General features: G+C 55.3%; 27 protein-coding genes. 8 read left to right on the plus strand and 19 right to left on the minus strand.

The features are described 5' to 3' along the window. Positions 1-4: 4 nt before the first annotated feature. The 19 genes from nuoF to ABWV47_RS12480 all read right to left on the minus strand — a co-directional run bounded on the left by nuoF (position 5) and on the right by ABWV47_RS12480 (position 17,201). Positions 5-1,303, minus strand: a complete 1,299-nt coding sequence (gene nuoF / locus ABWV47_RS12390) for an NADH-quinone oxidoreductase subunit NuoF (RefSeq protein ID WP_353312258.1) — start codon at positions 1,301-1,303, stop codon at positions 5-7. Positions 1,304-1,307: 4 nt separating this feature from the next. Beyond that, entirely contained in the window at positions 1,308-1,535 is a 228-nt protein-coding gene (locus ABWV47_RS12395; protein ID WP_353312260.1) for a DUF5337 domain-containing protein, read from the minus strand. Positions 1,536-1,538: 3 nt separating this feature from the next. After that, positions 1,539-2,708 (minus strand): NADH-quinone oxidoreductase subunit E, encoded by a 1,170-nt coding sequence (locus tag ABWV47_RS12400; protein WP_353312262.1) that lies wholly within the window; start codon positions 2,706-2,708, stop codon positions 1,539-1,541. Next, positions 2,708-3,931, minus strand: coding sequence for an NADH-quinone oxidoreductase subunit D (locus tag ABWV47_RS12405; RefSeq protein WP_353313858.1), 1,224 nt, complete (start codon positions 3,929-3,931; stop codon positions 2,708-2,710). Before ABWV47_RS12405 ends, ABWV47_RS12400 begins: the two co-directional genes overlap by 1 nt. Beyond that, positions 3,931-4,536, minus strand: a complete 606-nt coding sequence (locus ABWV47_RS12410) for an NADH-quinone oxidoreductase subunit C (protein ID WP_353312264.1) — start codon at positions 4,534-4,536, stop codon at positions 3,931-3,933. Before ABWV47_RS12410 ends, ABWV47_RS12405 begins: the two co-directional genes overlap by 1 nt. Beyond that, complete coding sequence (locus ABWV47_RS12415) at positions 4,533-5,066, minus strand: NuoB/complex I 20 kDa subunit family protein (protein WP_164644800.1); 534 nt, start codon at positions 5,064-5,066, stop codon at positions 4,533-4,535. The genes ABWV47_RS12410 and ABWV47_RS12415 overlap by 4 nt, the downstream gene beginning before the upstream one ends. Further along, positions 5,057-5,422, minus strand: coding sequence for an NADH-quinone oxidoreductase subunit A (locus ABWV47_RS12420; protein WP_295175240.1), 366 nt, complete (start codon positions 5,420-5,422; stop codon positions 5,057-5,059). The genes ABWV47_RS12415 and ABWV47_RS12420 overlap by 10 nt, the downstream gene beginning before the upstream one ends. Positions 5,423-5,769: 347 nt before the next feature. Continuing rightward, positions 5,770-6,273: a hypothetical protein gene (locus ABWV47_RS12425; protein ID WP_353312266.1), complete on the minus strand. Its 504-nt coding sequence runs from the start codon at positions 6,271-6,273 to the stop codon at positions 5,770-5,772. Between the two features lie 50 nt (positions 6,274-6,323). Further along, positions 6,324-7,109, minus strand: coding sequence for a crotonase/enoyl-CoA hydratase family protein (locus ABWV47_RS12430; RefSeq protein ID WP_353312268.1), 786 nt, complete (start codon positions 7,107-7,109; stop codon positions 6,324-6,326). A 12-nt stretch (positions 7,110-7,121) separates the two neighbouring features. Beyond that, a complete protein-coding gene (locus ABWV47_RS12435; protein WP_353312270.1) occupies positions 7,122-7,985 on the minus strand; it encodes a hydroxymethylglutaryl-CoA lyase in 864 nt (287 codons plus the stop codon). A gap of 3 nt (positions 7,986-7,988) precedes the next feature. Then, on the minus strand, positions 7,989-8,654 hold the full coding sequence (locus tag ABWV47_RS12440; protein WP_353312272.1) for a glutathione S-transferase family protein: 666 nt from the start codon (positions 8,652-8,654) through the stop codon (positions 7,989-7,991). Continuing rightward, entirely contained in the window at positions 8,651-10,609 is a 1,959-nt protein-coding gene (locus ABWV47_RS12445; protein WP_353312274.1) for an acetyl/propionyl/methylcrotonyl-CoA carboxylase subunit alpha, read from the minus strand. Before ABWV47_RS12445 ends, ABWV47_RS12440 begins: the two co-directional genes overlap by 4 nt. A 339-nt stretch (positions 10,610-10,948) precedes the next feature. Then, the gene (locus ABWV47_RS12450; RefSeq protein ID WP_353312276.1) at positions 10,949-12,556 is read right to left on the minus strand and encodes a carboxyl transferase domain-containing protein; all 1,608 of its coding nucleotides are present in this window, start codon (positions 12,554-12,556) and stop codon (positions 10,949-10,951) included. Positions 12,557-12,572: 16 nt separating this feature from the next. Beyond that, positions 12,573-13,067 carry a lysozyme inhibitor LprI family protein gene (locus tag ABWV47_RS12455; RefSeq protein ID WP_353312278.1) on the minus strand — a complete coding sequence of 165 codons (495 nt, stop codon included), beginning with the start codon at positions 13,065-13,067 and terminating at the stop codon, positions 12,573-12,575. Position 13,068: 1 nt separating this feature from the next. Next, entirely contained in the window at positions 13,069-13,578 is a 510-nt protein-coding gene (locus ABWV47_RS12460) for a lysozyme inhibitor LprI family protein (protein ID WP_353312280.1), read from the minus strand. A 31-nt stretch (positions 13,579-13,609) separates the two neighbouring features. Further along, positions 13,610-14,773, minus strand: a complete 1,164-nt coding sequence (locus tag ABWV47_RS12465; protein WP_353312282.1) for an isovaleryl-CoA dehydrogenase — start codon at positions 14,771-14,773, stop codon at positions 13,610-13,612. Between the two features lie 164 nt (positions 14,774-14,937). Further along, positions 14,938-16,275 carry an MATE family efflux transporter gene (locus tag ABWV47_RS12470; RefSeq protein ID WP_353313860.1) on the minus strand — a complete coding sequence of 446 codons (1,338 nt, stop codon included), beginning with the start codon at positions 16,273-16,275 and terminating at the stop codon, positions 14,938-14,940. Continuing rightward, complete coding sequence (locus ABWV47_RS12475) at positions 16,268-16,777, minus strand: PaaI family thioesterase (protein ID WP_353312284.1); 510 nt, start codon at positions 16,775-16,777, stop codon at positions 16,268-16,270. The genes ABWV47_RS12470 and ABWV47_RS12475 overlap by 8 nt, the downstream gene beginning before the upstream one ends. Before the next feature lies 1 nt (position 16,778). After that, a complete protein-coding gene (locus ABWV47_RS12480) occupies positions 16,779-17,201 on the minus strand; it encodes a PaaI family thioesterase (protein ID WP_353312286.1) in 423 nt (140 codons plus the stop codon). Between the two features lie 118 nt (positions 17,202-17,319). On the opposite strand from ABWV47_RS12480, the gene ABWV47_RS12485 reads away from it, so the two are divergent. The 8 genes from ABWV47_RS12485 to ABWV47_RS12520 all read left to right on the plus strand — a co-directional run bounded on the left by ABWV47_RS12485 (position 17,320) and on the right by ABWV47_RS12520 (position 24,855). Next, positions 17,320-17,700 (plus strand): MerR family transcriptional regulator, encoded by a 381-nt coding sequence (locus ABWV47_RS12485; protein WP_353312288.1) that lies wholly within the window; start codon positions 17,320-17,322, stop codon positions 17,698-17,700. A 240-nt stretch (positions 17,701-17,940) separates the two neighbouring features. Next, positions 17,941-18,342 carry a MerR family transcriptional regulator gene (locus ABWV47_RS12490; RefSeq protein WP_353312290.1) on the plus strand — a complete coding sequence of 134 codons (402 nt, stop codon included), beginning with the start codon at positions 17,941-17,943 and terminating at the stop codon, positions 18,340-18,342. A 46-nt stretch (positions 18,343-18,388) separates the two neighbouring features. Next, complete coding sequence (locus ABWV47_RS12495) at positions 18,389-20,164, plus strand: acyl-CoA dehydrogenase C-terminal domain-containing protein (RefSeq protein ID WP_353312292.1); 1,776 nt, start codon at positions 18,389-18,391, stop codon at positions 20,162-20,164. Between the two features lie 61 nt (positions 20,165-20,225). Next, a complete protein-coding gene (locus ABWV47_RS12500) occupies positions 20,226-20,438 on the plus strand; it encodes a hypothetical protein (protein ID WP_353312294.1) in 213 nt (70 codons plus the stop codon). 37 nt (positions 20,439-20,475) lie between these two features. Then, positions 20,476-21,114: a glutathione S-transferase family protein gene (locus ABWV47_RS12505; protein WP_353312296.1), complete on the plus strand. Its 639-nt coding sequence runs from the start codon at positions 20,476-20,478 to the stop codon at positions 21,112-21,114. Positions 21,115-21,117: 3 nt separating this feature from the next. Continuing rightward, a complete protein-coding gene (locus tag ABWV47_RS12510; protein WP_353312298.1) occupies positions 21,118-21,411 on the plus strand; it encodes a hypothetical protein in 294 nt (97 codons plus the stop codon). A 9-nt stretch (positions 21,412-21,420) separates the two neighbouring features. Continuing rightward, entirely contained in the window at positions 21,421-22,632 is a 1,212-nt protein-coding gene (locus tag ABWV47_RS12515) for an acetyl-CoA C-acetyltransferase (RefSeq protein ID WP_353312300.1), read from the plus strand. Between the two features lie 24 nt (positions 22,633-22,656). Then, on the plus strand, positions 22,657-24,855 hold the full coding sequence (locus ABWV47_RS12520; RefSeq protein WP_353312302.1) for a 3-hydroxyacyl-CoA dehydrogenase NAD-binding domain-containing protein: 2,199 nt from the start codon (positions 22,657-22,659) through the stop codon (positions 24,853-24,855). Positions 24,856-24,915 lie beyond the last annotated feature (60 nt).

A 24,915-nucleotide genomic window follows, 5' to 3' on the forward strand; every position in this document is an offset into this window, starting at 1 on the left:
GTATTTACTCCGCCGCCATGGCGCCCATGCGCCCAGTTTTGTTGGCTTTGATACGATCCTCGATTTCCTCGCGGAAGTTGCGGATCAGACCCTGGATCGGCCAAGCTGCCGCGTCACCAAGGGCACAAATGGTGTGGCCTTCGACCTGCTTTGTCACGTCCCAAAGCATATCAATCTCTTCGACTTCTGCCTCTCCACGTACCAAACGATCCATAACGCGCATCATCCAGCCTGTGCCTTCGCGACAGGGCGTACATTGGCCGCAGCTTTCGTGTTTGTAGAATTTCGCCAGACGCCAGATCGCTTTGATGATGTCCGTTTGTTTGTCCATGACAATCACCGCAGCAGTGCCAAGGCCAGAGCCGAGATCATTGCGCAAATAATCAAAATCCATGATTGCGTCGCGCATGTTTTCACCGCGCACGCATGGCACGGACGACCCGCCCGGAATGACGGCCAACAAGTTGTCCCATCCACCACGAATGCCACCACAGTGTTTTTCTATGAGTTCCTCAAAAGAGATCGACATTTCTTCTTCGACCACACAGGGGGTGTTCACATGGCCAGAAATGCCAAACAGTTTGGTGCCCGCATTGTTCGGACGCCCAAAGCCTGCGAACCATTCCCCACCGCGGCGCAGGATGGTGGGTACAACGGCAATGGATTCCACGTTGTTCACCGTGGTCGGGCAACCATAGAGGCCCGCGCCCGCAGGGAACGGCGGCTTCATACGTGGCATGCCCTTTTTGCCCTCAAGGCTTTCCAGCAACGCGGTCTCTTCGCCGCAAATATAGGCGCCTGCACCATGGTGCAGGAACAGGTCGAAATCCCAACCGGACCCCGCAGCATTTTTGCCAAGCATGCCCGCATCATAACATTCATCAATTGCGGCCTGCAGCGCTTCACGCTCGCGGATGTATTCACCACGAATATAGATGTAGCAGGTGTGTGCGTTCATCGCGAAAGAGGCAATCAACGCCCCTTCGATCAGCGTGTGCGGATCGTGGCGCATGATTTCACGGTCTTTACAGGTGCCAGGCTCGGATTCATCGGCGTTGATCACGAGGTACGCAGGGCGGCCGTCGCTTTCTTTAGGCATAAAGGACCATTTGAGGCCTGTTGGGAAGCCGGCGCCACCGCGGCCACGCAAACCAGAGGCCTTCATCGTGTCGATGATCGCATCGCGGCCCTGTTGGATAAGCTTTGCCGTGCCGTCCCAATGGCCACGCGCCTGCGCGCCTTTCAGCGTGCGGTCGTGCATACCGTATAGGTTGGTAAAGATACGATCTTGATCTTTCAGCATCTCGTTACCCTTTGTCTGCCTGACGCGCGCGCCAGATCTGATAGATATTGACCAATGCCCAAATCAGCGCGGCCATTGCGGCCAGATCAAACAGCAGCGCAAAGCGCCCCGGCAATCCAGCCATCTTTCCAATCACATTGAGAGCAAGCCAGATCAGGATGGTTCCGGCGATCACCACCGATACCACGCGGCCTTTGCGGGCCATATCCTGATCAGACGTGCTCTCACTCATTCATCAATCCTCGTAAACGCCGCCTTTGGCGACCTTTTTAGAGAATTCTGTTTCTTCACCGGCAGCCAGCTGCTTTGCCTGGTCGACCCAGCCATCCCGCGCAATGCGGCCTTTGAAGGATAGTTTGGTGTCCATGTCCTCAATGTCCGCAGCGCCCCAAGCAGCAATCTGAGCAAAAGTCGTCACACCATTTTCATGCAACTTCTTCTCCAGGGCCGGGCCCACACCTTTCAGTTGTTTCAGGTCATCTTTAGACGCCACTTTTGCCGCGGCTTTCTTAGCCTTGGCCGGCGCCTTAGTTTTTGTGGGCTTGGCTTTGTCTTCTGTCGGCTTGTCTTTGGGTCTGTTGTCCGACTTTGCAGGCGCGGCTTTCTTGGCCTCTTCCGCTTGCTTCACCGCTGGCTTGGGCGTTGGCGCTGGCTTTGGCGGCTGACCTTCTGCGGCGCGACCAGCAACAACACCATCCTTACCCACCCATGGCGTCAGGATCGGCACTTCGGTGCCATCGATGCGCTTGATAGTGTCACCTAGGTCGTCTGCAAGCTGCACAGACGCGTTGTACTGTGTCTTGCCGCTGTCGTATTCTTTCAGACTGGTCAGGCCGGAAAGCGGCTCAGACGAATAACGCCCGTTTTGCGGACCAGGAGTGGGCACCTTGCCCGCTGCCATATCTTCCAGCATCTTGGCGAACCCTTCGGCGGTCAGGTCCTCGTAATAGTCCTTGCCGATCTGCGCCATGGGCGCATTGGTACAAGCGCCAAGGCACTCGACCTCTTCCCAAGAGAACTTGCCATCGGCGGAAAGCTCATGCGGCTTGGCGGCGATCTTCTCTTTGCAGACCGCGATCAGGTCTTCGGCACCACAGATCATGCAAGACGTGGTGCCGCAAATCTGAATGTGGGCCACAGCGCCCACCGGCTGCATTTGAAACATGAAGTAAAAGGACGCCACTTCAAGCACGCGAATATAGGCCAAACCAAGCATGTCAGCCACGGTTTCAATCGCAGGCTTTGAGAGCCAGCCTTCTTGTTCCTGCGCGCGCCACAAAAGTGGGATCACAGCCGAAGCTTGACGGCCCTCAGGATACTTGGTGATTTGGGCCTCAGCCCAAGTTTGGTTTGCCTCAGTGAAAGCAAAGCTTTCTGGCTGTTCGTGATACAGACGACGGAGCATTAACGGTCGATCTCCCCAAACACGATGTCCATGGTGCCGATGATGGCGGCGACGTCAGCAAGCTGGTGGCCCGTGGCGATGTGATCCATCGCCTGAAGGTGAAGGTAGCCCGGCGCGCGCAGTTTGGCCCGGTAAGGTTTGTTGGTGCCATCCGCCACCATATAGACGCCAAATTCACCCTTGGGCGCCTCAACAGCGGCATAAACTTCGCCGGCTGGCACGTGGAACCCTTCGGTGTAGAGCTTGAAGTGGTGGATCAAGCTTTCCATGGAGGTTTTCATGTCGCCGCGTTTTGGCGGGGTCAGCTTGCCGCGTGACAACACATCGCCCGTGGCTTCGCGCAGCTTCACAATGGCTTGGCGCATGATCGACAGCGACTGACGCATTTCTTCCATGCGCATCAGATAGCGGTCATAGCAGTCGCCGTTTTTGCCCACGGGAATTTGGAATTCAAACTCATTGTAGCACTCATAAGGCTGCGCGCGGCGCAGATCCCATGCCATGCCGACAGAGCGTGCCATGACGCCGGACATGGCGTAATCCAGCACATCCTGTTCCGTCACAACGCCAATATCAACGTTACGCTGCTTGAAGATCCGGTTTTCAGTCAGCAAACCGTCGATGTCTTCGAGAACCTGTGGGAATTCGATGGCCCATTCTTCGATGTCATCCACCAACTGATCAGGCAGATCTTGGTGCACACCACCGGGGCGGAAATAGGCTGCGTGCAGACGCGCGCCACAGGCCCGCTCATAAAACACCATCAGCTTTTCGCGTTCTTCAAAGCCCCAAAGAGGTGGGGTCAATGCGCCAACGTCCATCGCCTGTGTGGTGACGTTCATCAGGTGGTTCAAGATGCGGCCAATTTCACAGAACAGCACACGAATGAGCTGTGCGCGACGCGGCACTTCGGTGCCAGTCAGCTTTTCAATCGCCAAACACCATGCATGTTCCTGATTCATCGGCGCCACGTAATCGAGGCGGTCGAGATACGGCAGGTTTTGTAGGTAGGTGCGGCTTTCCATCAGCTTTTCGGTGCCACGGTGCAGCAGGCCCACGTGTGGGTCGCACCGCTCGACAATCTCGCCGTCCAGCTCCAGCACCAGACGCAGAACGCCGTGGGCCGCAGGGTGCTGAGGACCGAAGTTGATGTTGAAGTTGCGGATTTGTTGTTCGCCGCTCAGCGCGTCCACGCTGCCGTCGTCAAATTTGGAGCCGTCCATCATTTCGCGTCCCCTTTCTCGTCACCTGGCAGGATATATTCAGCCCCTTCCCACGGAGACATGAAATCAAACTGGCGGTAGTCCTGCGTCAACTGCACTGGCTCATAGACCACGCGCTTTTGCACTTCGTCGTACCGCACTTCGGTGTAGCCAGTGGTCGGGAAATCCTTGCGCAGCGGATGACCGCGGAAGCCGTAGTCTGTCAGCAAGCGGCGCAGGTCCGGGTGATCGGAGAAGATGATGCCGAACATGTCGAACACCTCGCGCTCAAACCAGTTCGCCGACGGATGCACCGGCACAATGGAAGGTACCATTTCATCTTCACGCACAGACACGCGCAAACGCACGCGGTGGTTCTGGAACATGCTGAGGAAGTGATAAACGACATCAAAGCGCTTGGACCGCGCTGGGTAGTCCACGGCGGTCACATCGATGAGTGTTGAAAAACGACAGGTCGCGTCGGTACGCAGATATTCAACAAAGGCCGCAATGTTGGCCGGGGCCACATCGATGGTCAGCTCATCGTAGGCGATTTCCCAACCGATTACACAGTCAGGGCGCTTCAGTTCGATATGGGCGCCGAGCTCTTTTAGGGCATCTGTCATCGTTCAATGGTCCCCGTGCGGCGAATTTTACGTTGCAGCTGCAACAGACCGTACAACAGCGCTTCAGCTGTAGGTGGGCACCCAGGTACGTAAATGTCGACAGGCACAATGCGATCACAACCGCGCACAACAGAATAACTATAGTGGTAGTAGCCGCCGCCATTGGCACAGGAGCCCATGGAGATCACATAGCGTGGCTCTGGCATCTGGTCATAAACCTTGCGCAGCGCAGGCGCCATTTTGTTGGTCAGTGTGCCTGCCACAATCATCACATCAGACTGACGTGGGGAGGCGCGAGGCGCGATCCCAAAACGTTCTGCGTCATAACGCGGCATGGAGGTGTGCATCATCTCAACCGCACAGCACGCGAGACCAAAAGTCATCCAGTGCAGAGAACCGGTGCGACCCCAGTTGATCAGGTCTTCGGCATTGGTGAGCAGGAAGCCTTTGTCCTGCAACTCGGAATTCAACGCTTGGGTGACAACTTCTTTGTCAACGCCCGCGGTGTTGGCCCCAGTCATCACTCCCATTCCAGAGCTCCCTTTTTCCATTCATAGGCAAAGCCGATGGTCAGAACGGCGAGGAACACCATCATCGACCAGAAACCAACCATCGAGACATCCTTAAAGGCGACGGCCCAAGGGAACAGGAAGGCGATTTCCAGATCGAAAATGATAAACAGGATCGAGACGAGGTAGAACCGAACGTCAAATTTCATTCGCGCGTCGTCAAAAGCATTGAAACCACACTCATAGGCACTCACCTTCTCAGGGTCAGGCTTGCGGACGGCCAAAACTACGGCTGCGAGAATGAAAACCAGACCGAGGCCAATGGCGACGGCTGCGAAGATGAGAATGGGAAAGTACTCCCGAAGCATCTCTTCCAAAGGTAGCTCCTTTCATGCACGCCCATGCGGTGCAGTCAGATGGCTGTAAATACTCTCTGCGGGGTTTACCGCTGCCCTATGGCGGGGTCAACAATTAGCACGAGAATTGCTATAGGTGACCCTAAAGTTAACTTCGTTACTTTTCAATTACTTGCGACCACATCACGTCGATGTGCGGCAATCGGTCGGTGCCTTTTTTTGCCCCCTGCCTCTTGAAAGTCACGAATTTGGGATTTGATTCCGAGCGTCGTGCAATTCCGACAAAAATAGTCAATAAAATCGTTCAGTCACAAATATCACACAGGAGCAACAACGCTGTTCTAGATCGGCACTTGGTAAGTTCGCCCTCAATCCTGAACAATTGATTGTTGCGCTTTAGGAGGGACAGAAAGGGCTTTTTCAAGATTTGCCAACAAGATGTCTGCATCAGGCACCATCCACGCAGGCATTTGGGTGGCGATCTCATCAACCACTTCAGGCGCAACATCACGGCTCACCAACATCACTTCGGCCCCGTAGTCCTCGAAAGTTTTTCCCCGATTCTCGTCAAGCCATTCTTGGTAAGCGACATATTCAAAAGCTGATGCCAAAGCGATGCCAACCACCGGCACAGCGACTGCCATGCGGCGCAGTCGTGCTTTGGCTTTTTCACGCGACCGAGCTTTGGCCACCGCCCGTTTTTCTTCAATTTCTGACTTCACTTCGGCAGCGGCCAAAGCCGTTGCAATCCCAGCCGCCCGCCAAATTGGCTGCAAGACGAAATTCAGCACACCAAGGCTCAGATTTGCAATCAAACTGACCACAAACAGCAGTTTGAGGTTCACACTTATAAAGGCCTTTAACCCTCGCATCCGGTCACGCTCCGACACAGTCACACACCGTGACATCCTATCCGGATATACTAGCGCAGCCAGCCGGGTTTTTCCTTGTTGAAGAACGCGCTGATGCCTTCTTGGGCTTCAGAGCCCTCCCAGCACGCAACCAATTCACGAATGGTATGGTCGATTACATCCTCATCGATCCGTGGCCCAAGTGAGCGTGCCAATGCTTTTGCCCGCGCGACGGCATCGGGTGCACATGCCAAATAGGGCACAACCTCCGCTTCAACGGCTGCATCCAATGCGTCTTGTGGAACCGCTTTTGCCAGCAAACCTAACGTTACGGCTTCTTGTGCGTTGAACAATCGAGCCGACATAAAGACGCGCCGCGCCATAGCCTCTCCCATTCGGGACAACACGTAAGGACCGATGGTTGCCGGGATGAGACCCAACTTCGTTTCTGTAAGCCCCATGGTGAGCGCATCCGCTCCGATCGCAACATCACATACGCTCGCCATGCCCACGCCGCCGCCAAAGGCATTGCCCTGCAATTTGCCAATCAGTGGTTTCGACATTGTGTTGAGAGCCTGAAGCGCCTCAGCCAATTTACGGGCTTCAATGAAACGGGTCTCTGCGTCAGCGGCCATTTGTGCCTGCATCCATCCCAGATCCCCGCCCGCGCAGAAGCTTTTGCCAGCGCCGGTCAAGACCACAACGCGCACGGCACGATCCGCGCCCAGCGCCATTGCCGCCTGTTTTAATTCGATGATCATGGTGCCGGACATGGCGTTATGCTTGTCAGGCCTGTTGAGCGTCAACGTTGCGACGCCGCGGTCATCCACGTCCACCAAAAGTGTCTCGAAATTCATTGCGAAATCCCCTTAAGCCGCAGGATCGTTGCGCATCGCGCGCGCCATTTCTGCAGCATTTGCCAAGACGGCCCTATCCAATCCGGTATTGTAACCCAACTCTTGGAGACGAGCGTTCACTGTTTCGGTTGCAACGTTTCCAGCCGCGCCTGGAGCGTAAGGGCAACCACCCAACCCGCCGACCGCAGCATCAAACACCCGCACGCCGAGATCCAGCGAAGCCTCGATGTTGATCAAGGCGCGCCCAGATGTATCGTGATAGTGTCCCGCAAGTTTGCCCGGAGGAACCTCTTGCAAGACGGCCTCCAGCATCGCGGCTATACTCTCTGGCGTACCCTGCCCGATCGTATCTCCGAGGCTGATTTCGTAACATCCGGCATCGTACAGATGCCTACTGACCTCAGCTACCTTCTCTGGAGATGTCGGGCCGTCGTAAGGACAGTCGGTGACACAGCTGACATAGCCTCGCACCGGCAAGTTGATCTCTTTTGCGGCCTGTAGCACCGGAGCGAACCGTTGGAGACTCTCCGCAATGGTGGCGTTTATATTGGCCTTAGAAAATCCCTCAGAGGCCGACCCAAAGATCGCTATTTCATCAGCTTTTGCAGCCACAGCCCCTTCAAAGCCGCGCATGTTGGGCGTGAGCGCTGCATAACAAACACCTTGGGCCCGCTTAATGCCAGCGAGCACGTCGGCGCTGTCAGCCATTTGTGGGACCCATTTGGGGCTGACAAAACTTGCCACCTCGATACGCGTGAATCCAGCTTTGCTCAGACAATCCACCAGCGCGATTTTCTCAGCCGTCGGAATTTGCCGTTTTTCATTTTGCAACCCGTCACGCGGTCCCATCTCAAATATCTCTACACGCTCTTCCATCGGCTAGCTCCCTTCAGGAATAGGATAGAAATCTTGTGCGTAGAACTCTTGCTGCCCGTCCTTTGCACGCGCCGCATGATAAGACGGGCGGTTCGCCAACCGGTCTCTGTATGCGAACACTTTTGGGTAATCTGTCAGCACAACGTAGTAGGACGCTGCAAAGAGGTTGAAGCCCATCATAATGTCGGCTGCCGAAAAGCCGCGTGCCAACAGATAGCTGTCGCTTTCCAGCATGGTTTCCAAGGCCGACAATGTGGCCTGCAGGCGACGAGTGTTGAGTTTTATCACCGTCGGCGAGGCCATCGCGGGATCACGCAAAAACACATGTGACATGTTCAACTGCTCGATCAAGCTGGCCTGGGTTTCCGCAAAATGGATCATTTGGAGAAACCGCGGCCGCTCCACATGCCCCACGGCGACACCCAATCCCGCCTCCGGATGCTGTTCCGCGAGATATTCAAGGATTGCGCCACTTTCAAACATCGTGACGCCGTCCATTTCGACCGCTGGCGCGCGTCCGGCAGGGCTAATCGATTGCACCTCAGGTGTACGCATCGAGCCTGTACGGATACTGTGCATCACGATGTCTGCTGGCAAGCCAAGCTCTTCCAACATCCAAAGAACACGGAACGATCGTGAGAACGGCACATGATGGACACGGACGCTCATGCGGCCTGCTCTGTGTCATCTTCAAGCAGGATAAGCGCAGTGCCATCTTCAACCTGAGCCCCTTCGCTGACCATGACTTCCGCCACGACGCCATCGCGGGGCGCGAGCAAAGCGTGCTCCATTTTCATCGCTTCCAAAATGGCGAGCCGCTCACCCTGCGCCACATGCTGACCACCTTGGGCAAACACTGCTTTCACCAAACCAGGCATGGGGGCTGCGATCAGGTTACCACCTGCCAACTCTTCATCAGCACGTTCCAGAGGGTCGACCACGTCAAAGCGATAGCCATTGCCCCAGAAAACGGTCAACTCGTCGCCCTCCCGAGCGGCGCGGGCCAATACTTTTGAGCCGTCAATCCACCAGCTGTTCGCGCGAAAAGCCACCCGATGGATGGTTGCGCCAACCGTCACTGTATAGTCTCCGGTTCCGTCCACTCGAACGTCGACCTCAAACCGATGATCATTGTGCACAAGCGTCACCGAATGTGTCAGTGGAGACCACAGAACCAGCGTTTCGGCCGGCGCAGATCCATCCAGTGGCCACAAGCCCATCGCTGTAAGCGCCGCCACCGAACGCGCCTTGGTACAGGCGGAAGGTTGAGCCGCAAGTTGATCGATGTGGCGTTCGATAAGTCCGGTATCAACATTCCCAACAACGAAATTGGGTTGCGCAGCCAACAACGCCAGAAAACTCACGTTGGTGACAGTGCCTCCAACATCCGTCCGACGTAGCGCGCGCTCTAGCTTTTTAAGCGCCACGTCGCGAGTCGGGCCATGCACCACCAGCTTTGCAATCATCGGATCATACCAAGGGCTGATCGTATCCCCTGCGCGCACACCGCTGTCGACACGCGCTTCGGAGGGAAACGCCAGATGGCTAAGCGTGCCCGTTGCAGGCAGAAACCCTTTCGGCACGTCTTCGGCGTAGATGCGCGCTTCAAAGGCGTGCCCAGTGATGGTCAGCTCGTCCTGTTTTTGGGGCAGGGCCTCGCCTGCAGCCACGCGGAGCTGCCATTCGACCAAATCAACGCCCGTGATCAATTCTGTCACAGGATGCTCGACCTGAAGGCGCGTGTTCATTTCCATGAACCAGAAACCATCCGCGCGCAGCCCGTCAGAGCCATCAACGATGAATTCGATGGTGCCTGCGCCTTTGTAGTTGATCGCCTCAGCAGCCCGCACGGCCGCGTCCCCCATGGCGGCGCGCATTTCGGCGGTCATCCCCGGTGCGGGGGCTTCCTCAATCACTTTCTGGTGGCGGCGTTGCAGAGAGCAGTCGCGCTCAAACAGATGCACCGCCTTTTCTCCGTCACCAAAGACCTGCACCTCGATGTGACGTGGCGAAGTGACATATTTTTCGATCAACACATCTGGGTTGCCAAAAGCCGTGGTCGCTTCGCCTTGTGCACTTGCGAGGGCATCTTCAAAATCGGCGGCCTGCTCTACGAGCCGCATCCCTTTGCCGCCGCCGCCCGCGACCGCTTTGATCAATACGGGATAACCGATGACTTCTGCCTGTTTGGCTAAGAAGACACGATCCTGATTGGCACCATGATATCCGGGCACAACCGGCACGTTGGCCTCTTCCATCAAAACCTTAGCGGCGTCTTTCAGGCCCATGGCGCGAATGGCATCTGCCGAGGGGCCGATGAAAGTCAGGCCAGCAGCTTCTACCGCGTCGACGAACTCCGGGTTTTCCGACAAGAAGCCGTAGCCCGGGTGAATGCCCTGCGCACCAGTGTCGAGTGCCGCCTGAATGATCACGTCGCCCTTCAGATAGCTTTCTGCAGGCGCCGCGCCGCCGATGTGCACGGCCTGATCGGCGAGTGCGACGTGTTTGGCGGTGGCGTCGGCGTCAGAGTAGACGGCGACGGTTTTTACCCCCATGCCACGGGCGCTTTCAATCACGCGGCAGGCGATTTCGCCGCGGTTGGCTATCAGGATTTTTTCAAACATGTTGCGATACTCCCGAGACGTGATCCTTGCAAAATTCGAGGCCTAGCATGGCTCTTTGAGTGCAATCACGCCAAATGCAAATCTTGCTAAGTTGGTCTTTGTGTTCTTCAAGAAAGCCACGACGCGCCTTGGAAATCGCAACTTCGGTGTTGTTGGCGAACGCCTCTTTGCGAAACGCGAATCTCGGCTCTTGATGCTCCGGATCGGTTATCCACCTTGTTCCGCAAACTTCACATTGCCTCAGCTCAAGAGAACCCATGCTTTCAACGAGGGAATGCAGAGGCATCAAAAACTCTTCGGCAAGACATACGTCAGAAGAAGCGCAACACAAGGCTCCCATCACATCCGGAACACGCCGAAACGTGTCTCCTCAATGGGCGCGTTCAGCGATGCCGACAGGCTGAGGTGCAGCACGTCGCGGGTTTTGCGCGGATCCACAATGCCATCGTCCCACAGGCGGGCGGAGGCATAAAGCGGGTGGCTTTGTTCTTCGAACATATCAAGCGTGGGCTGTTTGAAGGCGGCCTCTTCGTCTGCGGACCATTCCCCGCCTTGGCGTTCGATGGAGTCGCGTTTCACCGTGGCCAGCACGCCTGCGGCTTGTTCGCCGCCCATCACAGAGATGCGCGAATTGGGCCAGCTCCACAAGAAACGCGGCGAATAGGCGCGACCGGCCATGCCGTAGTTGCCAGCACCAAAAGAGCCACCAACCAGCATGGTGATTTTCGGCACTTTGGTGGTGGCCACGGCAGTAACCATCTTGGCGCCGTGGCGCGCGATACCCTCGGCCTCGTATTTGCGGCCGACCATAAAGCCGGTGATGTTTTGCAAGAACACCAGCGGGATGCCGCGTTGACTGCAGAGTTCCACAAAATGCGCGCCTTTGGAGGCGCTTTCGGAATAGAGCACGCCGTTGTTGGCGATGATGCCGACGGGGCAGCCTTTGACGTGGGCAAAGCCACAAACGAGCGTTTCGCCAAAGCGTTTCTTGAATTCATCAAAACGAGAACCATCAACCACGCGGGCGACAACTTCCCGGATGTCATATGGTGTTCTGAGTCCCCCAGGCACCACCCCAAGGATTTCTTCTGGATCGTAGGCGGGCTCTTCAGGCGTGGCCCAATCCACGGTTTGAGGCTTTGTTCGATTCAAGTGACGCAGTGCATCACGTGCAAGCGCCAAAGCATGAGTGTCATCATCTGCCAGATAATCCGCCACACCGGACAGACGTGTATGCACGTCCCCACCGCCGAGATCCTCAGCTGTGACGACCTCACCCGTCGCCGCTTTCACCAGCGGCGGACCCGCGAGGAATATGGTGCCTTGTTCTTTTACGATAATCGTCACATCCGACATTGCAGGTACATAGGCGCCACCTGCGGTACAGGACCCCATCACCACGGCGATCTGTGGAATACCTTTGGCGGACATATTGGCCTGATTATAAAAAATGCGGCCAAAGTGGTCTCGATCTGGAAACACCTCATCCTGTTGCGGGAGGTTGGCCCCACCGCTGTCCACCAGATACACGCACGGCAAATTGTTTTGCTCTGCAATCTCTTGGGCGCGCAGGTGTTTTTTCACTGTCATCGGGAAGTAGGTGCCACCTTTGACCGTGGCGTCATTACAGACCACCATGACGTCCTGGCCGTGCACCTGACCAATGCCGGCGACCGCTCCAGCACAAGGCGCGGCATCATCATACATGCCATGTGCGGCTGTAGCTCCTACTTCAAGAAATGGTGAGCCCGGATCGAGCAAACCCGCCACACGATCTCGCGGCAACAACTTACCGCGGCCGAGGTGACGAGCACGGGACTTCTCCCCGCCGCCCTGCGCCGCGGCCTGTGCGGCGGCGCGAACGACCTCTATCATTTCCAAATGTGCCGCGCGGTTGGCGGCAAAATCATCAGAGCCGGTCAGGACCTTGGACAGAATTTTGCTCATCGTTGGTTTCCGTTTCTCATTCGATCAAGGCGATTGCTTCGAGGTAAAAGACCTGTTCAGCGGTCAGGTAGAGATGGCATGCACGCACTTCCGGGCTGTCAGCGTCTCCTGAACTCCAAAAAGTTTGTTCAAACGCACATGCGTCAGCGCGGTAAGCCAGCCAGCTGTCCTGCGCCGTCTGCAAAGCACCAGCTTGATCACGCGGTATCAGATTGAGGCTGGTTGCGTTTCCGTCCTTGCCAATCGCGCGCTCCATAACCAAGCCAAACACGACATCCAGACGCGCGTCCCAATAGGCGATTTCAGCGCTCATGCAGCCCGCAATATCTCCGCCTTGCTCACATGCTCTCGCAGATTGACCCACACAGATACGACGGTCAGTTTTGCGATCAATATCGGCAAGGCAGGTCTCTGTCGCATCCGGCGAAAACGCTATGCCCTGTGCGAAAGAAGGCATCACAGCCACAAGTATGGGCACCGCTGCCACAGCAATTAAAATCCGCAAACCCATGTCATTCCACCATTGCGTCGGCTTCGAGAAACAGGGCTTGTTCCGCTGTAATGTACATGTGGCAACTTACGGTGGCCGGCCCACCTCCTGTGCCGCCGCCCCACAAAGAACGTTCATAGTCACACTTGGCATCACGAAAACCGATCCACGCCCGCTGCATTGCCAACAATGACTCTGATTGTGAGGGCGCAGATGACTCCAACTCAGTCATTTCTTTGTCAGTGGCTTTGCGCTTGGCTTGCACATCTTTATATGCCGCATTCAATCGCGCGTCCCAATACTGAAGTTCATGGTTCAGGCAAGTGCTCATGCCATATGTCGACCACCCGCCTTCGGTGGTCTCCATACAGAGGTTGGCCGACGCACCGATACATGTCGCCGGATCTTGGCTTTCTGCCATTGTGGCCAGACACGTCTCAGTGGCTTTTGGCGTGAAACCAGTGGAGTCGTTTGTCGCGGGTTGTGCAGCACTTGACGCCACACCGGCGGAGAACGCCAAAATCATCCACATATCTCTAACCCTTTCAGTCTCTGGCGCCGTGTTAGGCTTGCGCGGACATCAATTCGCGCCCTATCAGCATGCGGCGAATTTCGCTGGTTCCAGCACCAATTTCCATCAATTTTGCATCGCGGAAAATGCGACCCACTGGGTTGTCCGAAAGGTAACCAGCTCCGCCCATGGCCTGTACTGCCTGATGCGCCTGCGTCATGGCCACCTCAGATGCATAAAGACAGCAAGCCGCAGCATCTTGACGTGTGATGCGCCCCTCGTCGCAAGCCTTTGCACATTCATACACATAGGCGCGTGCAGAGTTCATCGCCGTATACATGTCAGCAATTTTACCCTGCATCAGTTGGAAATTGCCGATGGATTGGCCAAACTGTTTGCGCTCCACCATGTAAGGCATGATCTCGTCCAAACAGGATGCAATGATACCTGTTCCAATGCCTGCAAGCACAACACGTTCGTAGTCGAGCCCTGACATAAGAACTGCGACCCCCCTACCCTCTTCGCCAAGCACGTTTTCAAATGGCACTTCGACGTTCTCAAATATCAACTCTGCAGTGTTGGAGCCGCGCATACCTAGTTTGTCGAAATGCGGGCCAGTGGAAAAACCCGCCATCTCCTTTTCAATCAGGAAGGCCGTAATTCCACGCGGACCGGCATCCGGATCAGTTTTGGCATAGACAACCAAAGTGTCCGCATCCGGACCATTGGTGATCCAATACTTGTTGCCATTGAGCACAAAGCGATCGTTTCGCTTTTCTGCACGCAGCTTCATGGATACCACATCAGACCCTGCTGAAGGTTCGGACATGGCTAATGCACCAACGTGTTCCCCCGAAACGAGGCGAGTCAGATATTTTTCTTTTTGCCCTTCGGTTCCGTTCAATTTGATCTGGTTCACGCAGAGATTTGAGTGCGCGCCATAGGAAAGCGAAACAGACGCGCTTGCCCGCGCGATCTCCTCAACCGCAATCACATGGGCCAAGTACGACATACCAGCACCGCCATATTCTTCTGGCACGGTCACTCCAAGCAGACCAAGTTCGCCCAGCTCTTTCCACAGCTCATTTGGAAAGGCGTTCTGAAGGTCGATGTCGCTGGCCATCGGTTTGATCCGCTCCTGTGCGAAACGATGCACCATCTCGCGCAGCGCATTGACGTCTTCACCCAGATCAAAATTCATCGCATGCATAAACATCGAGCACCTCCTCCCTCAAGTTATTGAACAGTTGTTCATATAATTACGGCGAGTCGACTTCGAGATCAAGAAGTTTTACAAATATGAAGGTACACCATGCAAAGCTCGTCACCTGACTTCGGCGTGAGACATCCATTTTTCGCTTATTTTCATAGAATTTCGGATCACCCGGCAGCTTTTGCTTCCAGCGAGGGATAACGGAAAGCCAGTGTCACGCCACGCGCGACAAAACTGATCAGCAACGCAATCCAAAGACCGTGATTGGCGTAAACAGGCAGCAGAAAGAGCAAAGCAAACAGATAGACGAGCGCCGACAGAAACATCATGTTGCGCATCTCTCGGCTTTGGGTTGCGCCAATGAATATCCCATCGAACATCCACGCAGCGACGCCGATCGTCGGCGCGGCAATCATCCAAGGAAGATACACACGCGCCTCTGCCCTCACCTCCTCAGAAGTTGTCATGATGTCAATGATTGTGCCTCCGAACAACGCAAACGCGAGCGACAGACAAACCACACAAACGATCCCCCATAAACTGCTCATGATCGAGGATTTTCGCAAGCTTGCCCGGTCTCTTGCACCAAAAGCTTGCCCAACCAACGCTTCCACTGAAAAAGCAAATCCATCCAAGGCATATGCTGTGATTTCCAGGAACTGCAGCAGCACCTGATTGGCGGCCAAGGTCACATCCCCAAAATCTGCGCCGAGAAACAAGAACGACATAAAGATGGCCTGCAAGAGAAGAGACCGCAGCAGGATATCGCGATTGACCATCGCCATTTCCCGCAAAGCAACGGGATCAAAGATGCGTGCGCTATCTTTCCATGCCGGATTGTCAAAAACGTCTCGGCACAACCAAATCGCAAGAAGGCACCCCGATACCTCAGCAATTACGGTTGCGCTGGCAACACCAGCAACGCCCCAATCCATGCCCAGCACAAACCAAAGATCTAAAACTATGTTGATGCCATTCATCCAGATCTGGATCACCAAAACAGCTCTGGTACGCTCATGTGCGATCAACCAACCCGTGAGCCCAAAAATGGCAATGGCGGCAGGTGCGGACCATACACGTATGCGTAAATATTGTTGCGCAAGCCCTTCCACCTCGGCAGAGGCTGGCGACATCCAGAGCGCCGCCTTAAACAGCCAGACTTGGGAGGCGATCACCAATAGCCCGCCCACCAAACCGATCATCACCGCTCGGGTGAGCAACGCTGTGACCTCGCCGTCCTTTCCAGCCCCTCTTGCGCGGGCCGTAAGCCCGGTCGTTCCCATCCTTAGAAAGCCAAATATCCAATATAGGCCTGCCAAAACGATCGCACCGATGCCGACTGCACCAATTGGAGCGGCTTCCCCCATTTGCCCCACAACACCCGTATCGACAGCGCCTAGTATGGGCACGGTGGCGTTGGACAAAACAATCGGCAGAGCTGTGTGTAAAATCCTGCGGTGAGTGATTTCCCCCATGCCCCGGACCGAGGGAGCCTCGTCAGTCATCACGTGACGGCATTAAGAAATGACCCGTTGCTTGGGCAAAAAGCACGTTGCGTTGATCTTGCCAAGCTTCCACATGCACCGACGCGTATCGACGACCGGAACGGTTCACACGAGCCCTAGCGTAAGCGTCACGCGGCAATCCAGATCGCAAATAGTCCACTGTAAAGTCAATGGTTTTGGGCAGCCTAGGAAGGTGGCCCTCCGACAATCTCTCGATCGAAATACGACCGCTTTCAATGTCATCCCAAAGTCCGGCCCACGCCAGGCCAATCACTGCAGTGGTTTCCAAAAACCCTGCGGTCACTCCACCATGTATGGCCGGAAGCATTGGATTGCCTATGAGTTTTTCGTCAAACGGCAGGATGGCAGTAAGCTCGTCCCCGCGCCGCTCAAACTCGATTCCAAGGAAATTAATATAGGGAACGCCATGAACGAGAGCGCTCAATGCCGTGTCACGCCGTTGTTTGACCACTTGAACCGGTTCCGGACGGGGGCGCACCATTTTATGTCCCCTCCACAGTGAACGCACCGGTGGCAGTGGCGACAGGCCGAGAATCGTCGTTATCCATGGCAGTCGCGCGTACAAAAGCCACCGACCGCGTTATGCGATAGCACTCTGCCTTGGTTCGAATAGTATGCCCTGGTGTGGCCGCCCGCATGTAGTCGATCCGAAGATCAATCGTAGCCGTCCCCGAGGGCGATGACGGGTGACACATCGCAGCGGCGCCGCAGCATGTGTCCATAAGTGCGGATACAGCGCCGCCGTGCAAGACACCCGTTTCAGGGTCACCAACAATCCGGTCATCGTAAGGCAGCTCCATTTCGGCCTTACCATCACCAATGTTGGTCAATGTCATGTTGAGCGCCCTGCAATGTGGAATCGCATTGATGAAATGCTCCGCCATCTTGGCTTTCTGTGAATCCATTTTTTCGGCCTCCAACCTTGTAACGCCATTTATGAGCGGCATTTGACGCGCGCTTCAAGGGGGCGGTTGCTCTCGCCGCAGATGCAAACTAAGTTTTGCGTTCAAGGAGGCCCTGCAAATGTCTGATACTCGCCTGACTTTCAAGGAAATGTGCACAAGGTTCGATGTCACACCTCGGACATTGCGCTACTACGAGTATATTGAGTTGCTCCAACCAGAACGTGAGGGGCGTAGCCGATACTTCGGTCCTCGTGAGATTGCACGTATGACCTTGATCATGCGCGGACGGCGCTTTGGCATCAAACTTGAAGACATCCGTCAGTGGCTTTTGATCTATGAGCACGACGGCACATCGGCACAAATGCAGGCGTTTGTAGACATGGCAGACCGCCAAATGGCGGAGCTGGAAGAACAACGCCAACAGCTAGAAGAAGCCATGCGAGAGCTCAAAGAGCTGCGTGATGAAACCGCTGGTTTCCTGACCCAAGCCACAGACTAACGCCTGAAAAACTAAAGATAAGTTCGAAATTCGCGCCCAACGGACGCCCCTATCTGCTACCAGCTTTGAGATGTCGCTGTCTGCCCCGACATAAGGCACAGGCCGTTGAGGGGGCCAAAATGATCCCACGTCACTTCAAAATGTGACGTGACGTCCTACTTACGTTAACGTCAACCTATATAGTATTCCTTCTTTTAGAGCCCATTTTGTTCTCACCTTCCGACACGAAAGGACACAAGTATGAGCGAAGAAACGATGACCATTCGCGAAATGTGCGACACTTATGATGTCACACCTCGCACCCTAAGATTCTACGAATCTAAGGAACTTTTGTTCCCTGTTCGTGAAGGCCAGAAGCGTCTGTTCACGAAACGCGATCGCGCGCGTCTGAAACTGATCCTGCGCGGCAAACGCTTTGGCTTTTCCCTTGAGGAGATCCGCCAACTTCTGGACCTGTATGACATGGGTGATCAGCAAGCCACACAGCTGGTGCGCACCTACGAGATTGCGCAACACCGCCTGAAAGACATGGAAGAGCAGCGCGACGAGCTGAACGAGGCGATCGACGATTTGCGCGAGCAACTGAAATGGGGCGAGCAGTTTCTGCACGACCTAGAGAACCAAAAAGACGCAGCGCAGTAAGCGCCGTTTAGAAATTCCAAACCGGAAACTCCAAAGGGAAGAGAAAATGCCAACCTATACAGCGCCCGTAAAAGACCTGCAGTTTGTCCTGCACAACGTCTTGAACGTCTCCAACTCTGACACCCCTGGCTACGATGAATTGGAAGCTGACTTCACAAGCGCAGTGCTGGAAGAAGCAGGCAAACTGACAGGTGAAGTTCTAGCGCCGCTGAACGTTGTTGGAGACCATGAAGGCTGTCGTCTGGAAAACGGCGTTGTGTATACACCGACCGGGTTCAAAGACGCTTTTGAACAGGTAAAAGAAGGCGGATGGACCGGGCTGGACATGCCTGAAGAGTATGGCGGCCAGAACATGCCTTATGTTTTGGGCACTGCAGTCGGAGAGATGTTCTCAGCCTCCAACCAAGCTTTCACCATGTATCAGGGCCTTACCCACGGCGCGGCTGCGGCGATTTTGGCGCATGGAACGGATGAGCAGAAAAACAAATGGCTGCCAAAAATGGTCTCTTGTGAGTGGACCGGCACCATGAACTTGACCGAACCCCACTGCGGGACTGATCTTGGCCTGATGCGCACGAAGGCTGAGCCGCAAGAAAACGGCACCTACAAAATCTCCGGTCAGAAGATCTTTATCTCGGCTGGCGACCACGACATGGCAGACAACATTGTGCACCTCGTGCTGGCGAAAGTGCCAGGCGAGCCTGATGGCATCAAAGGTGTGTCATTGTTCATTGTTCCAAAGTTCCTAGTGGACGACGAAGGCACCATCGGCGCACGCAACGGCGTGTCTGTTGGCAGCATCGAAGAGAAGATGGGCATCCACGGCAACTCCACCTGTGTGCTGAACTACGACGAGGCCGAAGGCTATCTGATCGGAGATCTGAACAAAGGCATGCGCGCGATGTTCACGATGATGAACGAAGCGCGTTTGGGTGTGGGCATGCAAGGCCTCGCGCAGGCTGAAGTGGCTTATCAAAACGCAGTGGTCTATGCGAACGACCGTCTGCAAGGCCGCGATGTGACCGGCGCGAAGAACCCAGATGGCCCTGCGGATCCATTGATCGTGCACCCAGACATTCGCCGCTCTCTGATGGATCAGAAGTCCTTTGTAGAAGGCGCACGTGCGTTCATTCTTTGGGGCGCGACGATGATTGACCAAGCACATCGTGCCAACGACAAAGACGCAGACGGCCTGATCTCTTTGTTGACTCCGGTCATCAAAGGGTTCCTGACCGATGAGGGCTATGACATGACCGTCAAGGCTCAGCAGATCTATGGCGGCCACGGATACATCGAAGAATGGGGCATGAGCCAATTCACCCGTGACGCCCGTATCGCGATGATCTATGAAGGCGCAAACGGCGTTCAGGCGCTGGACCTTGTTGGTCGTAAGCTTGCCACAGATGGCGGTAAGCACGTCATGGCGTTCTTTGATTTGGTAAAAACTTTCTGCAAAGAAAACGGTGACGACGACGCGCTAAAGGGCTTCATCGACCCGCTCAAAGCAGCCTCCAAAGATCTTCAAGCTGCGGGCATGTACTTTATGCAAGCCGGAATGAAGAACCCCAACGATGCGCTGTCTGGCTCCAACGACTTCATGCACCTGTTCGGCCACGTTTGCCTTGGCCTGATGTGGGCGCAAATGGCGAAAGCCGCCAATGCAGCGCTGGCGTCTGGTGAAGGCGACGCGGCTTTCTATGAAACCAAGCTGGCAACCGGCCGCTACTATATGGCGCGACGCCTGCCTGCGACCGGTATGCATCTGGCACGCATCCAGACTGGTGGCGACACCGTGATGGCGCTGGCCGCAGACCAATTTTGATCTGGTTGGGCGGGGGAAACCCCGCCCAACCATCGTTCATTGGCGTGACTGTGGAGGACAGATGCCCAAGCGCTTTAGACTGACCCGTCGTTTCCCTGTCGCAATGACAGAGGATGGTTACAGAAGGCTGCGCAGCTTTGCGGCATACGCGGGATTGGATGAAGGTGAGGCGCTTTCCTTTCTGTTTGAAAATCTTGACGCCGTGACAGACGACGAACAACTGGCGCAACGCTTGCGCCAGTTCAACGCGACTTTGGATGCTAGAAAACGGTGACCATAGGCGTGCCTAAATTTGCCAAGGGGAGGACGGCATGACGATCAAACTGTATTGCTTCGGTGAATCCGGACATTCGTACAAAGCTGCTCTGGCTCTGGAGCTTTCCGGACTGGATTGGGACGCTGTGAAAGTCGATTTCTTCGCAGGCGAGACCCGCAGCGATGAGTACCGGCATAACGTCAACGAAATGGGTGAAGCGCCTGTTTTGGTGGACGGCGAAGTGAGGCTGACACAATCCTCAGTCATTCAAGATTACATCTCAGAAAAGACTGGAAAGTTCGCAGGTAAAGATAGCGCCGAACGTCGTGAGATCCTGCGCTGGCAGTTCTGGGACAACCACAAGTTCAGCTCTTTTGCTGGCATGACCCGCTTTCTGATCAACTTCATGCCGGAAGACAAACAGCCCAAAGAAGTCATTGCCTTCAATCAGGGCCGCCTGAAAGGCGCCTATGATATCCTCAACAAACATCTTGAGGGGCGCGACTGGCTTGTGGGTGACAGTCTGACCAATGCCGACATGACCTGCTGTTCCTACCTCTTTTACCCAGAGCCCTTTGGCTTTGACCGCGCTGAGTGGCCAAACATTGACCGCTGGCTGACCAATATTTCTGAAACACCGGGATGGAAACACCCCTACGACTTAATGCCTGGCTCCCCAGCGGACCGGGCCTGATCCATGACGCTACCTGAATTCAAAATCACAGTGACACCAGTATCAGAAGAAGCCAAACAGAAGATGGGCTTCAAATGGGCAGATACCGATATTGGAACGCGTTCGAAATTCGGCGGCGCGCCTGATCTGATACATGAAAGCCCCTGCCCGGTTTGCCCAAGTTGCGATGCTAAGATGACCTTTGTGTCGCAACTAGATTCTATTGGAGATGACCTCGCCTTTGCAGATGTCGGTCTTCTCTACACCTTTCTCTGCTTCGATTGCTTCGAGGCAGTAAGTTTCATCGAAAGTCCATGAGGAGTTCCCATGACCGAAGCCTATATCTATGACGCCGTGCGCACGCCGCGCGGCAAAGGCCGCAAAGACGGAAGCTTGCACGAAGTGACCTCTGTTGCCCTATCCGCAACCGTGCTCAACAGCCTGAAAGAGCGCAACAACCTCGAGGGCCATGCCGTTGAAGATGTGATTTGGGGCAATGTCACCCAAGTTAAAGAACAGGGCGGTTGCCTTGCGCGGACCGCCGTTCTTGCATCTGACTTGGACGAAATGATCCCCGGCCTTGCCATCAACCGTTTCTGCGCCTCTGGTATGGAAGCCGTGAACTTGGCGGCCAACCAAATCAAAGGCGGCGCGGGCGATGCATACATCGCAGGTGGTGTGGAAATGATGGGCCGTGTGCCTATGGGCTCTGACGGCGCAGCAATCGCTGTGGATCCGTCTGTGGCCATGGACATGTATTTTGTCCCTCAAGGCATCTCTGCTGATATCATCGCGACCGAGTATGGCTTCACCCGTGATCAGGCGGATCAACTGGCCGTAGAATCTCAACGTCGCGCCGCGAAGGCATGGGACGAGGGCCGGTTTGATAAGTCTATAGTTGCCGTCAAAGACATCAACGGCCTGACCATTCTGGACCGCGACGAATACATGCGCCCCACCACGGACATGCAGTCCCTTGGCGGTCTCAAGCCCGCGTTTAAAGAACAAGGCGAAGTGATGCCCGGTTTTGATAAGCTGGCGATCATGAAGTACCCGCACCTTGAGAAAATCAACCACATTCACCACGCAGGCAACAGCTCTGGTATCGTGGACGGCTCTGCTGGTGTGTTGATCGGTAACAAAGAGTTTGGTGAGAAATACGGCATCAAACCACGCGCCGTGATCAAACAGACCTGCAAAATTGGTCTGGACCCAACCATCATGCTGACCGGTCCGGTCCCGGCGACCCAGAAAATTCTGAAAGACGCAGGTATGGCGATCTCCGACATCGACCTGTTCGAAGTCAACGAAGCCTTCGCCTCCGTTGTGATGCGCTTCCAGCAGGCGTTTGATGTGGACCCAGAGCTTGTCAACGTGAACGGCGGCTCCATCGCGATGGGCCACCCGCTGGGCGCAACCGGCGCGATCATCATCGGCACGCTGCTGGACGAGCTGGAGCGTCAGGACAAAGAGGTGGGTCTTGCCACGCTTTGCATCGCTTCCGGCATGGGTGCCGCCACAATCATCGAACGCGTGTAATCCGCCGACAACAGGATAAATGACATGACTGATTTCACAATGAAAGTCGGCGACAACGGTGTCGCCATTATCACTTGGGACGTGGTTGGCAAGTCCATGAACGTTCTGAGCCGCGAAGCTTTTGGTGACTTGGAAGCCTGCATCGACGAAGTGTTGGGCAATGACGATATCAAAGGCGCCGTGATCACCTCAGGCAAAGACACGTTTGCTGGCGGCATGGACCTCAACGTGCTGGGCTCAATTCGTGCGGATGCGGGTGACGAGCCTGCGCAAGCGCTGTTTGACTTCACCATGATGGGCCACACGTTCCTGCGCAAAATCGAGCGTGCAGGTATGGACCCAAAGACCAACAAAGGCGGCAAGCCAATTGCGTCTGCCCTACCTGGCACAGCGCTCGGCATTGGCCTCGAATTACCGCTGGCAACCCATCGCATCTTTGCTGCCGACAACCCAAAGGCCAAAATCGGCCTTCCGGAAATCATGGTTGGCATCTTCCCAGGTATGGGCGGCACAACCCGTTTCATCCGTATGATGGGCGCCATGGCGGCGTCTCCGTTCCTGCTGCAAGGCAAGATGGTAGATCCTAAGAAAGCCAAATCGGCTGGCATCATTCACGAAGTTGTGGACGATCCGGTGGCGGCGGCAACCGAATGGGTGCTGAATGCCACCGACGCGGATATCCTTAAACCATGGGATGCCAAAGGCTACAAAATGCCGGGCGGTGAACCTTATCACCCTGCTGGCTTCATGACCTATGCTGGTGCATCCGCCATGGTCAACGGCAACACTTGGGGCGTTTATCCAGCTGCCAAAGCGTTGCTCTCTGCGGCCTACGAAGGTGCGCAAGTGCCATTTGACACAGCTCTTAAGATCGAAGCACGTTGGTTTGTGAACGTTCTGATGAACCCATCCTCCTCTGCGATGATCCAGTCATTGTTCATCAATAAGGAAGCTTTGGAGAAAGGTGCAAACCGCCCCGACTTGCCTGATCAAAGCGTCAAAAAAGTTGGCGTTTTGGGCGCTGGCATGATGGGCGCGGGTATCGCTCTGGTGTCCGCTCAGGCAGGTATGGACGTTGTGTTGATCGACACCAACCAAGACGCGGCAGATCGCGGCAAATCCTACACCGAGACCTATCTCGACAAGGGCATAAAGCGCGGCAAAGTCACCGCGGAGAAGAAAGAAGCTATGTTGGCGCGCATCAACGCAACAACTGATCTGAACACACTGTCTGACGTTGATCTGATCATCGAGGCTGTGTTTGAAGATGTGGGCGTGAAAGCTGAGATGACCAAAAAGGTCGAGGCAATCATTCCTGAAGATGCAATCTTTGCTTCCAACACCTCGACCCTTCCGATCACCGGTTTGGCCGAAGCCTCCGTGCGCAAAGAGCAATTCATTGGCATCCACTTCTTCTCTCCAGTGGAGAAGATGGCGCTGGTGGAAATCATCAAAGGCAAAGAAACCGGCCCACGGGCAGTTGCCAAAGCTCTCGATTATGTACGCCAGATCAAGAAGACGCCTATCGTTGTAAACGACGAGCGTTTCTTCTACGCCAACCGCTGTATCATCCCATACATCAACGAAGGGGTGATGATGGCCGGCGAAGGTGTCGCGCTTCCACTGCTGGATCATGCGGCGCAGCTCTTGGGTTTCCCCGTGGGTCCCATCCAGTTGGTTGATGAAACCTCTCTGGACCTCGGCGCCAAGATTGCCAAGGCCACCATGGCTGCAATGGGCGATGCCTATCCAAAGTCTATTGCTGACGACGTGACCTTTTGGATGGTCGAAGAAGGTCGTCTGGGACGTAAGGCAAAAGCTGGCTTCTTTGACTATGACGAAAAAGGCAAACGTGGCGACTATTGGGAAGGCTTCAACGCGAAGTTCACCAAGCTTGACGACCAGCCAGAACTGATTGAGGTTCAACACCGCCTGATCTTCTCGCAAGTTCTGGAAGCTGTGCGCGCGCTGGAGGCAGGTGTTCTTGAAGACATCCGCGAAGGTGACGTTGGGGCGATCTTGGGGTGGGGCTTTATGCCTTGGTCCGGTGGTCCATTTAGCTGGCTAGACATCGTAGGCGCCGCCTGGGCCGCAGAGCGCTGTGATGAACTGGCTGCAAAGTTTGGCGACCGCTTTGCCTGCCCACCTCTGCTGCGCGAAATGGCCAACAACGGCGACAGCTTCTACGGCCGATTTGGGCCTCAATCCCAAGCCGCGGCTTAGAAGATTAGTCGCTTGCCAAGCTAAGACAAAAACGCCCGGAAGCCTTTAGCTCCCGGGCGT

The organism is Shimia sp. NS0008-38b, from assembly GCF_040370365.1.
In the GTDB taxonomy this organism is placed as follows: domain Bacteria; phylum Pseudomonadota; class Alphaproteobacteria; order Rhodobacterales; family Rhodobacteraceae; genus Shimia.

Coding starts and splice junctions, on each gene's coding strand:
- nuoF (WP_353312258.1), bottom strand. CDS start 1,303: ATGCTGAAAGATCAAGATCGTATCTTTACCAACCTATACGGTATGCAC.
- ABWV47_RS12395 (WP_353312260.1), bottom strand. CDS start 1,535: ATGAGTGAGAGCACGTCTGATCAGGATATGGCCCGCAAAGGCCGCGTG.
- ABWV47_RS12400 (WP_353312262.1), bottom strand. CDS start 2,708: ATGCTCCGTCGTCTGTATCACGAACAGCCAGAAAGCTTTGCTTTCACT.
- ABWV47_RS12405 (WP_353313858.1), bottom strand. CDS start 3,931: ATGGACGGCTCCAAATTTGACGACGGCAGCGTGGACGCGCTGAGCGGC.
- ABWV47_RS12410 (WP_353312264.1), bottom strand. CDS start 4,536: ATGACAGATGCCCTAAAAGAGCTCGGCGCCCATATCGAACTGAAGCGC.
- ABWV47_RS12415 (WP_164644800.1), bottom strand. CDS start 5,066: ATGGGAGTGATGACTGGGGCCAACACCGCGGGCGTTGACAAAGAAGTT.
- ABWV47_RS12425 (WP_353312266.1), bottom strand. CDS start 6,273: ATGCGAGGGTTAAAGGCCTTTATAAGTGTGAACCTCAAACTGCTGTTT.
- ABWV47_RS12430 (WP_353312268.1), bottom strand. CDS start 7,109: ATGAATTTCGAGACACTTTTGGTGGACGTGGATGACCGCGGCGTCGCA.
- ABWV47_RS12435 (WP_353312270.1), bottom strand. CDS start 7,985: ATGGAAGAGCGTGTAGAGATATTTGAGATGGGACCGCGTGACGGGTTG.
- ABWV47_RS12440 (WP_353312272.1), bottom strand. CDS start 8,654: ATGAGCGTCCGTGTCCATCATGTGCCGTTCTCACGATCGTTCCGTGTT.
- ABWV47_RS12445 (WP_353312274.1), bottom strand. CDS start 10,609: ATGTTTGAAAAAATCCTGATAGCCAACCGCGGCGAAATCGCCTGCCGC.
- ABWV47_RS12450 (WP_353312276.1), bottom strand. CDS start 12,556: ATGAGCAAAATTCTGTCCAAGGTCCTGACCGGCTCTGATGATTTTGCC.
- ABWV47_RS12455 (WP_353312278.1), bottom strand. CDS start 13,067: ATGGGTTTGCGGATTTTAATTGCTGTGGCAGCGGTGCCCATACTTGTG.
- ABWV47_RS12460 (WP_353312280.1), bottom strand. CDS start 13,578: ATGTGGATGATTTTGGCGTTCTCCGCCGGTGTGGCGTCAAGTGCTGCA.
- ABWV47_RS12465 (WP_353312282.1), bottom strand. CDS start 14,773: ATGTTTATGCATGCGATGAATTTTGATCTGGGTGAAGACGTCAATGCG.
- ABWV47_RS12470 (WP_353313860.1), bottom strand. CDS start 16,275: ATGACTGACGAGGCTCCCTCGGTCCGGGGCATGGGGGAAATCACTCAC.
- ABWV47_RS12475 (WP_353312284.1), bottom strand. CDS start 16,777: ATGGTGCGCCCCCGTCCGGAACCGGTTCAAGTGGTCAAACAACGGCGT.
- ABWV47_RS12480 (WP_353312286.1), bottom strand. CDS start 17,201: ATGGATTCACAGAAAGCCAAGATGGCGGAGCATTTCATCAATGCGATT.
- ABWV47_RS12485 (WP_353312288.1), top strand. CDS start 17,320: ATGTCTGATACTCGCCTGACTTTCAAGGAAATGTGCACAAGGTTCGAT.
- ABWV47_RS12490 (WP_353312290.1), top strand. CDS start 17,941: ATGAGCGAAGAAACGATGACCATTCGCGAAATGTGCGACACTTATGAT.
- ABWV47_RS12495 (WP_353312292.1), top strand. CDS start 18,389: ATGCCAACCTATACAGCGCCCGTAAAAGACCTGCAGTTTGTCCTGCAC.
- ABWV47_RS12500 (WP_353312294.1), top strand. CDS start 20,226: ATGCCCAAGCGCTTTAGACTGACCCGTCGTTTCCCTGTCGCAATGACA.
- ABWV47_RS12505 (WP_353312296.1), top strand. CDS start 20,476: ATGACGATCAAACTGTATTGCTTCGGTGAATCCGGACATTCGTACAAA.
- ABWV47_RS12510 (WP_353312298.1), top strand. CDS start 21,118: ATGACGCTACCTGAATTCAAAATCACAGTGACACCAGTATCAGAAGAA.
- ABWV47_RS12515 (WP_353312300.1), top strand. CDS start 21,421: ATGACCGAAGCCTATATCTATGACGCCGTGCGCACGCCGCGCGGCAAA.
- ABWV47_RS12520 (WP_353312302.1), top strand. CDS start 22,657: ATGACTGATTTCACAATGAAAGTCGGCGACAACGGTGTCGCCATTATC.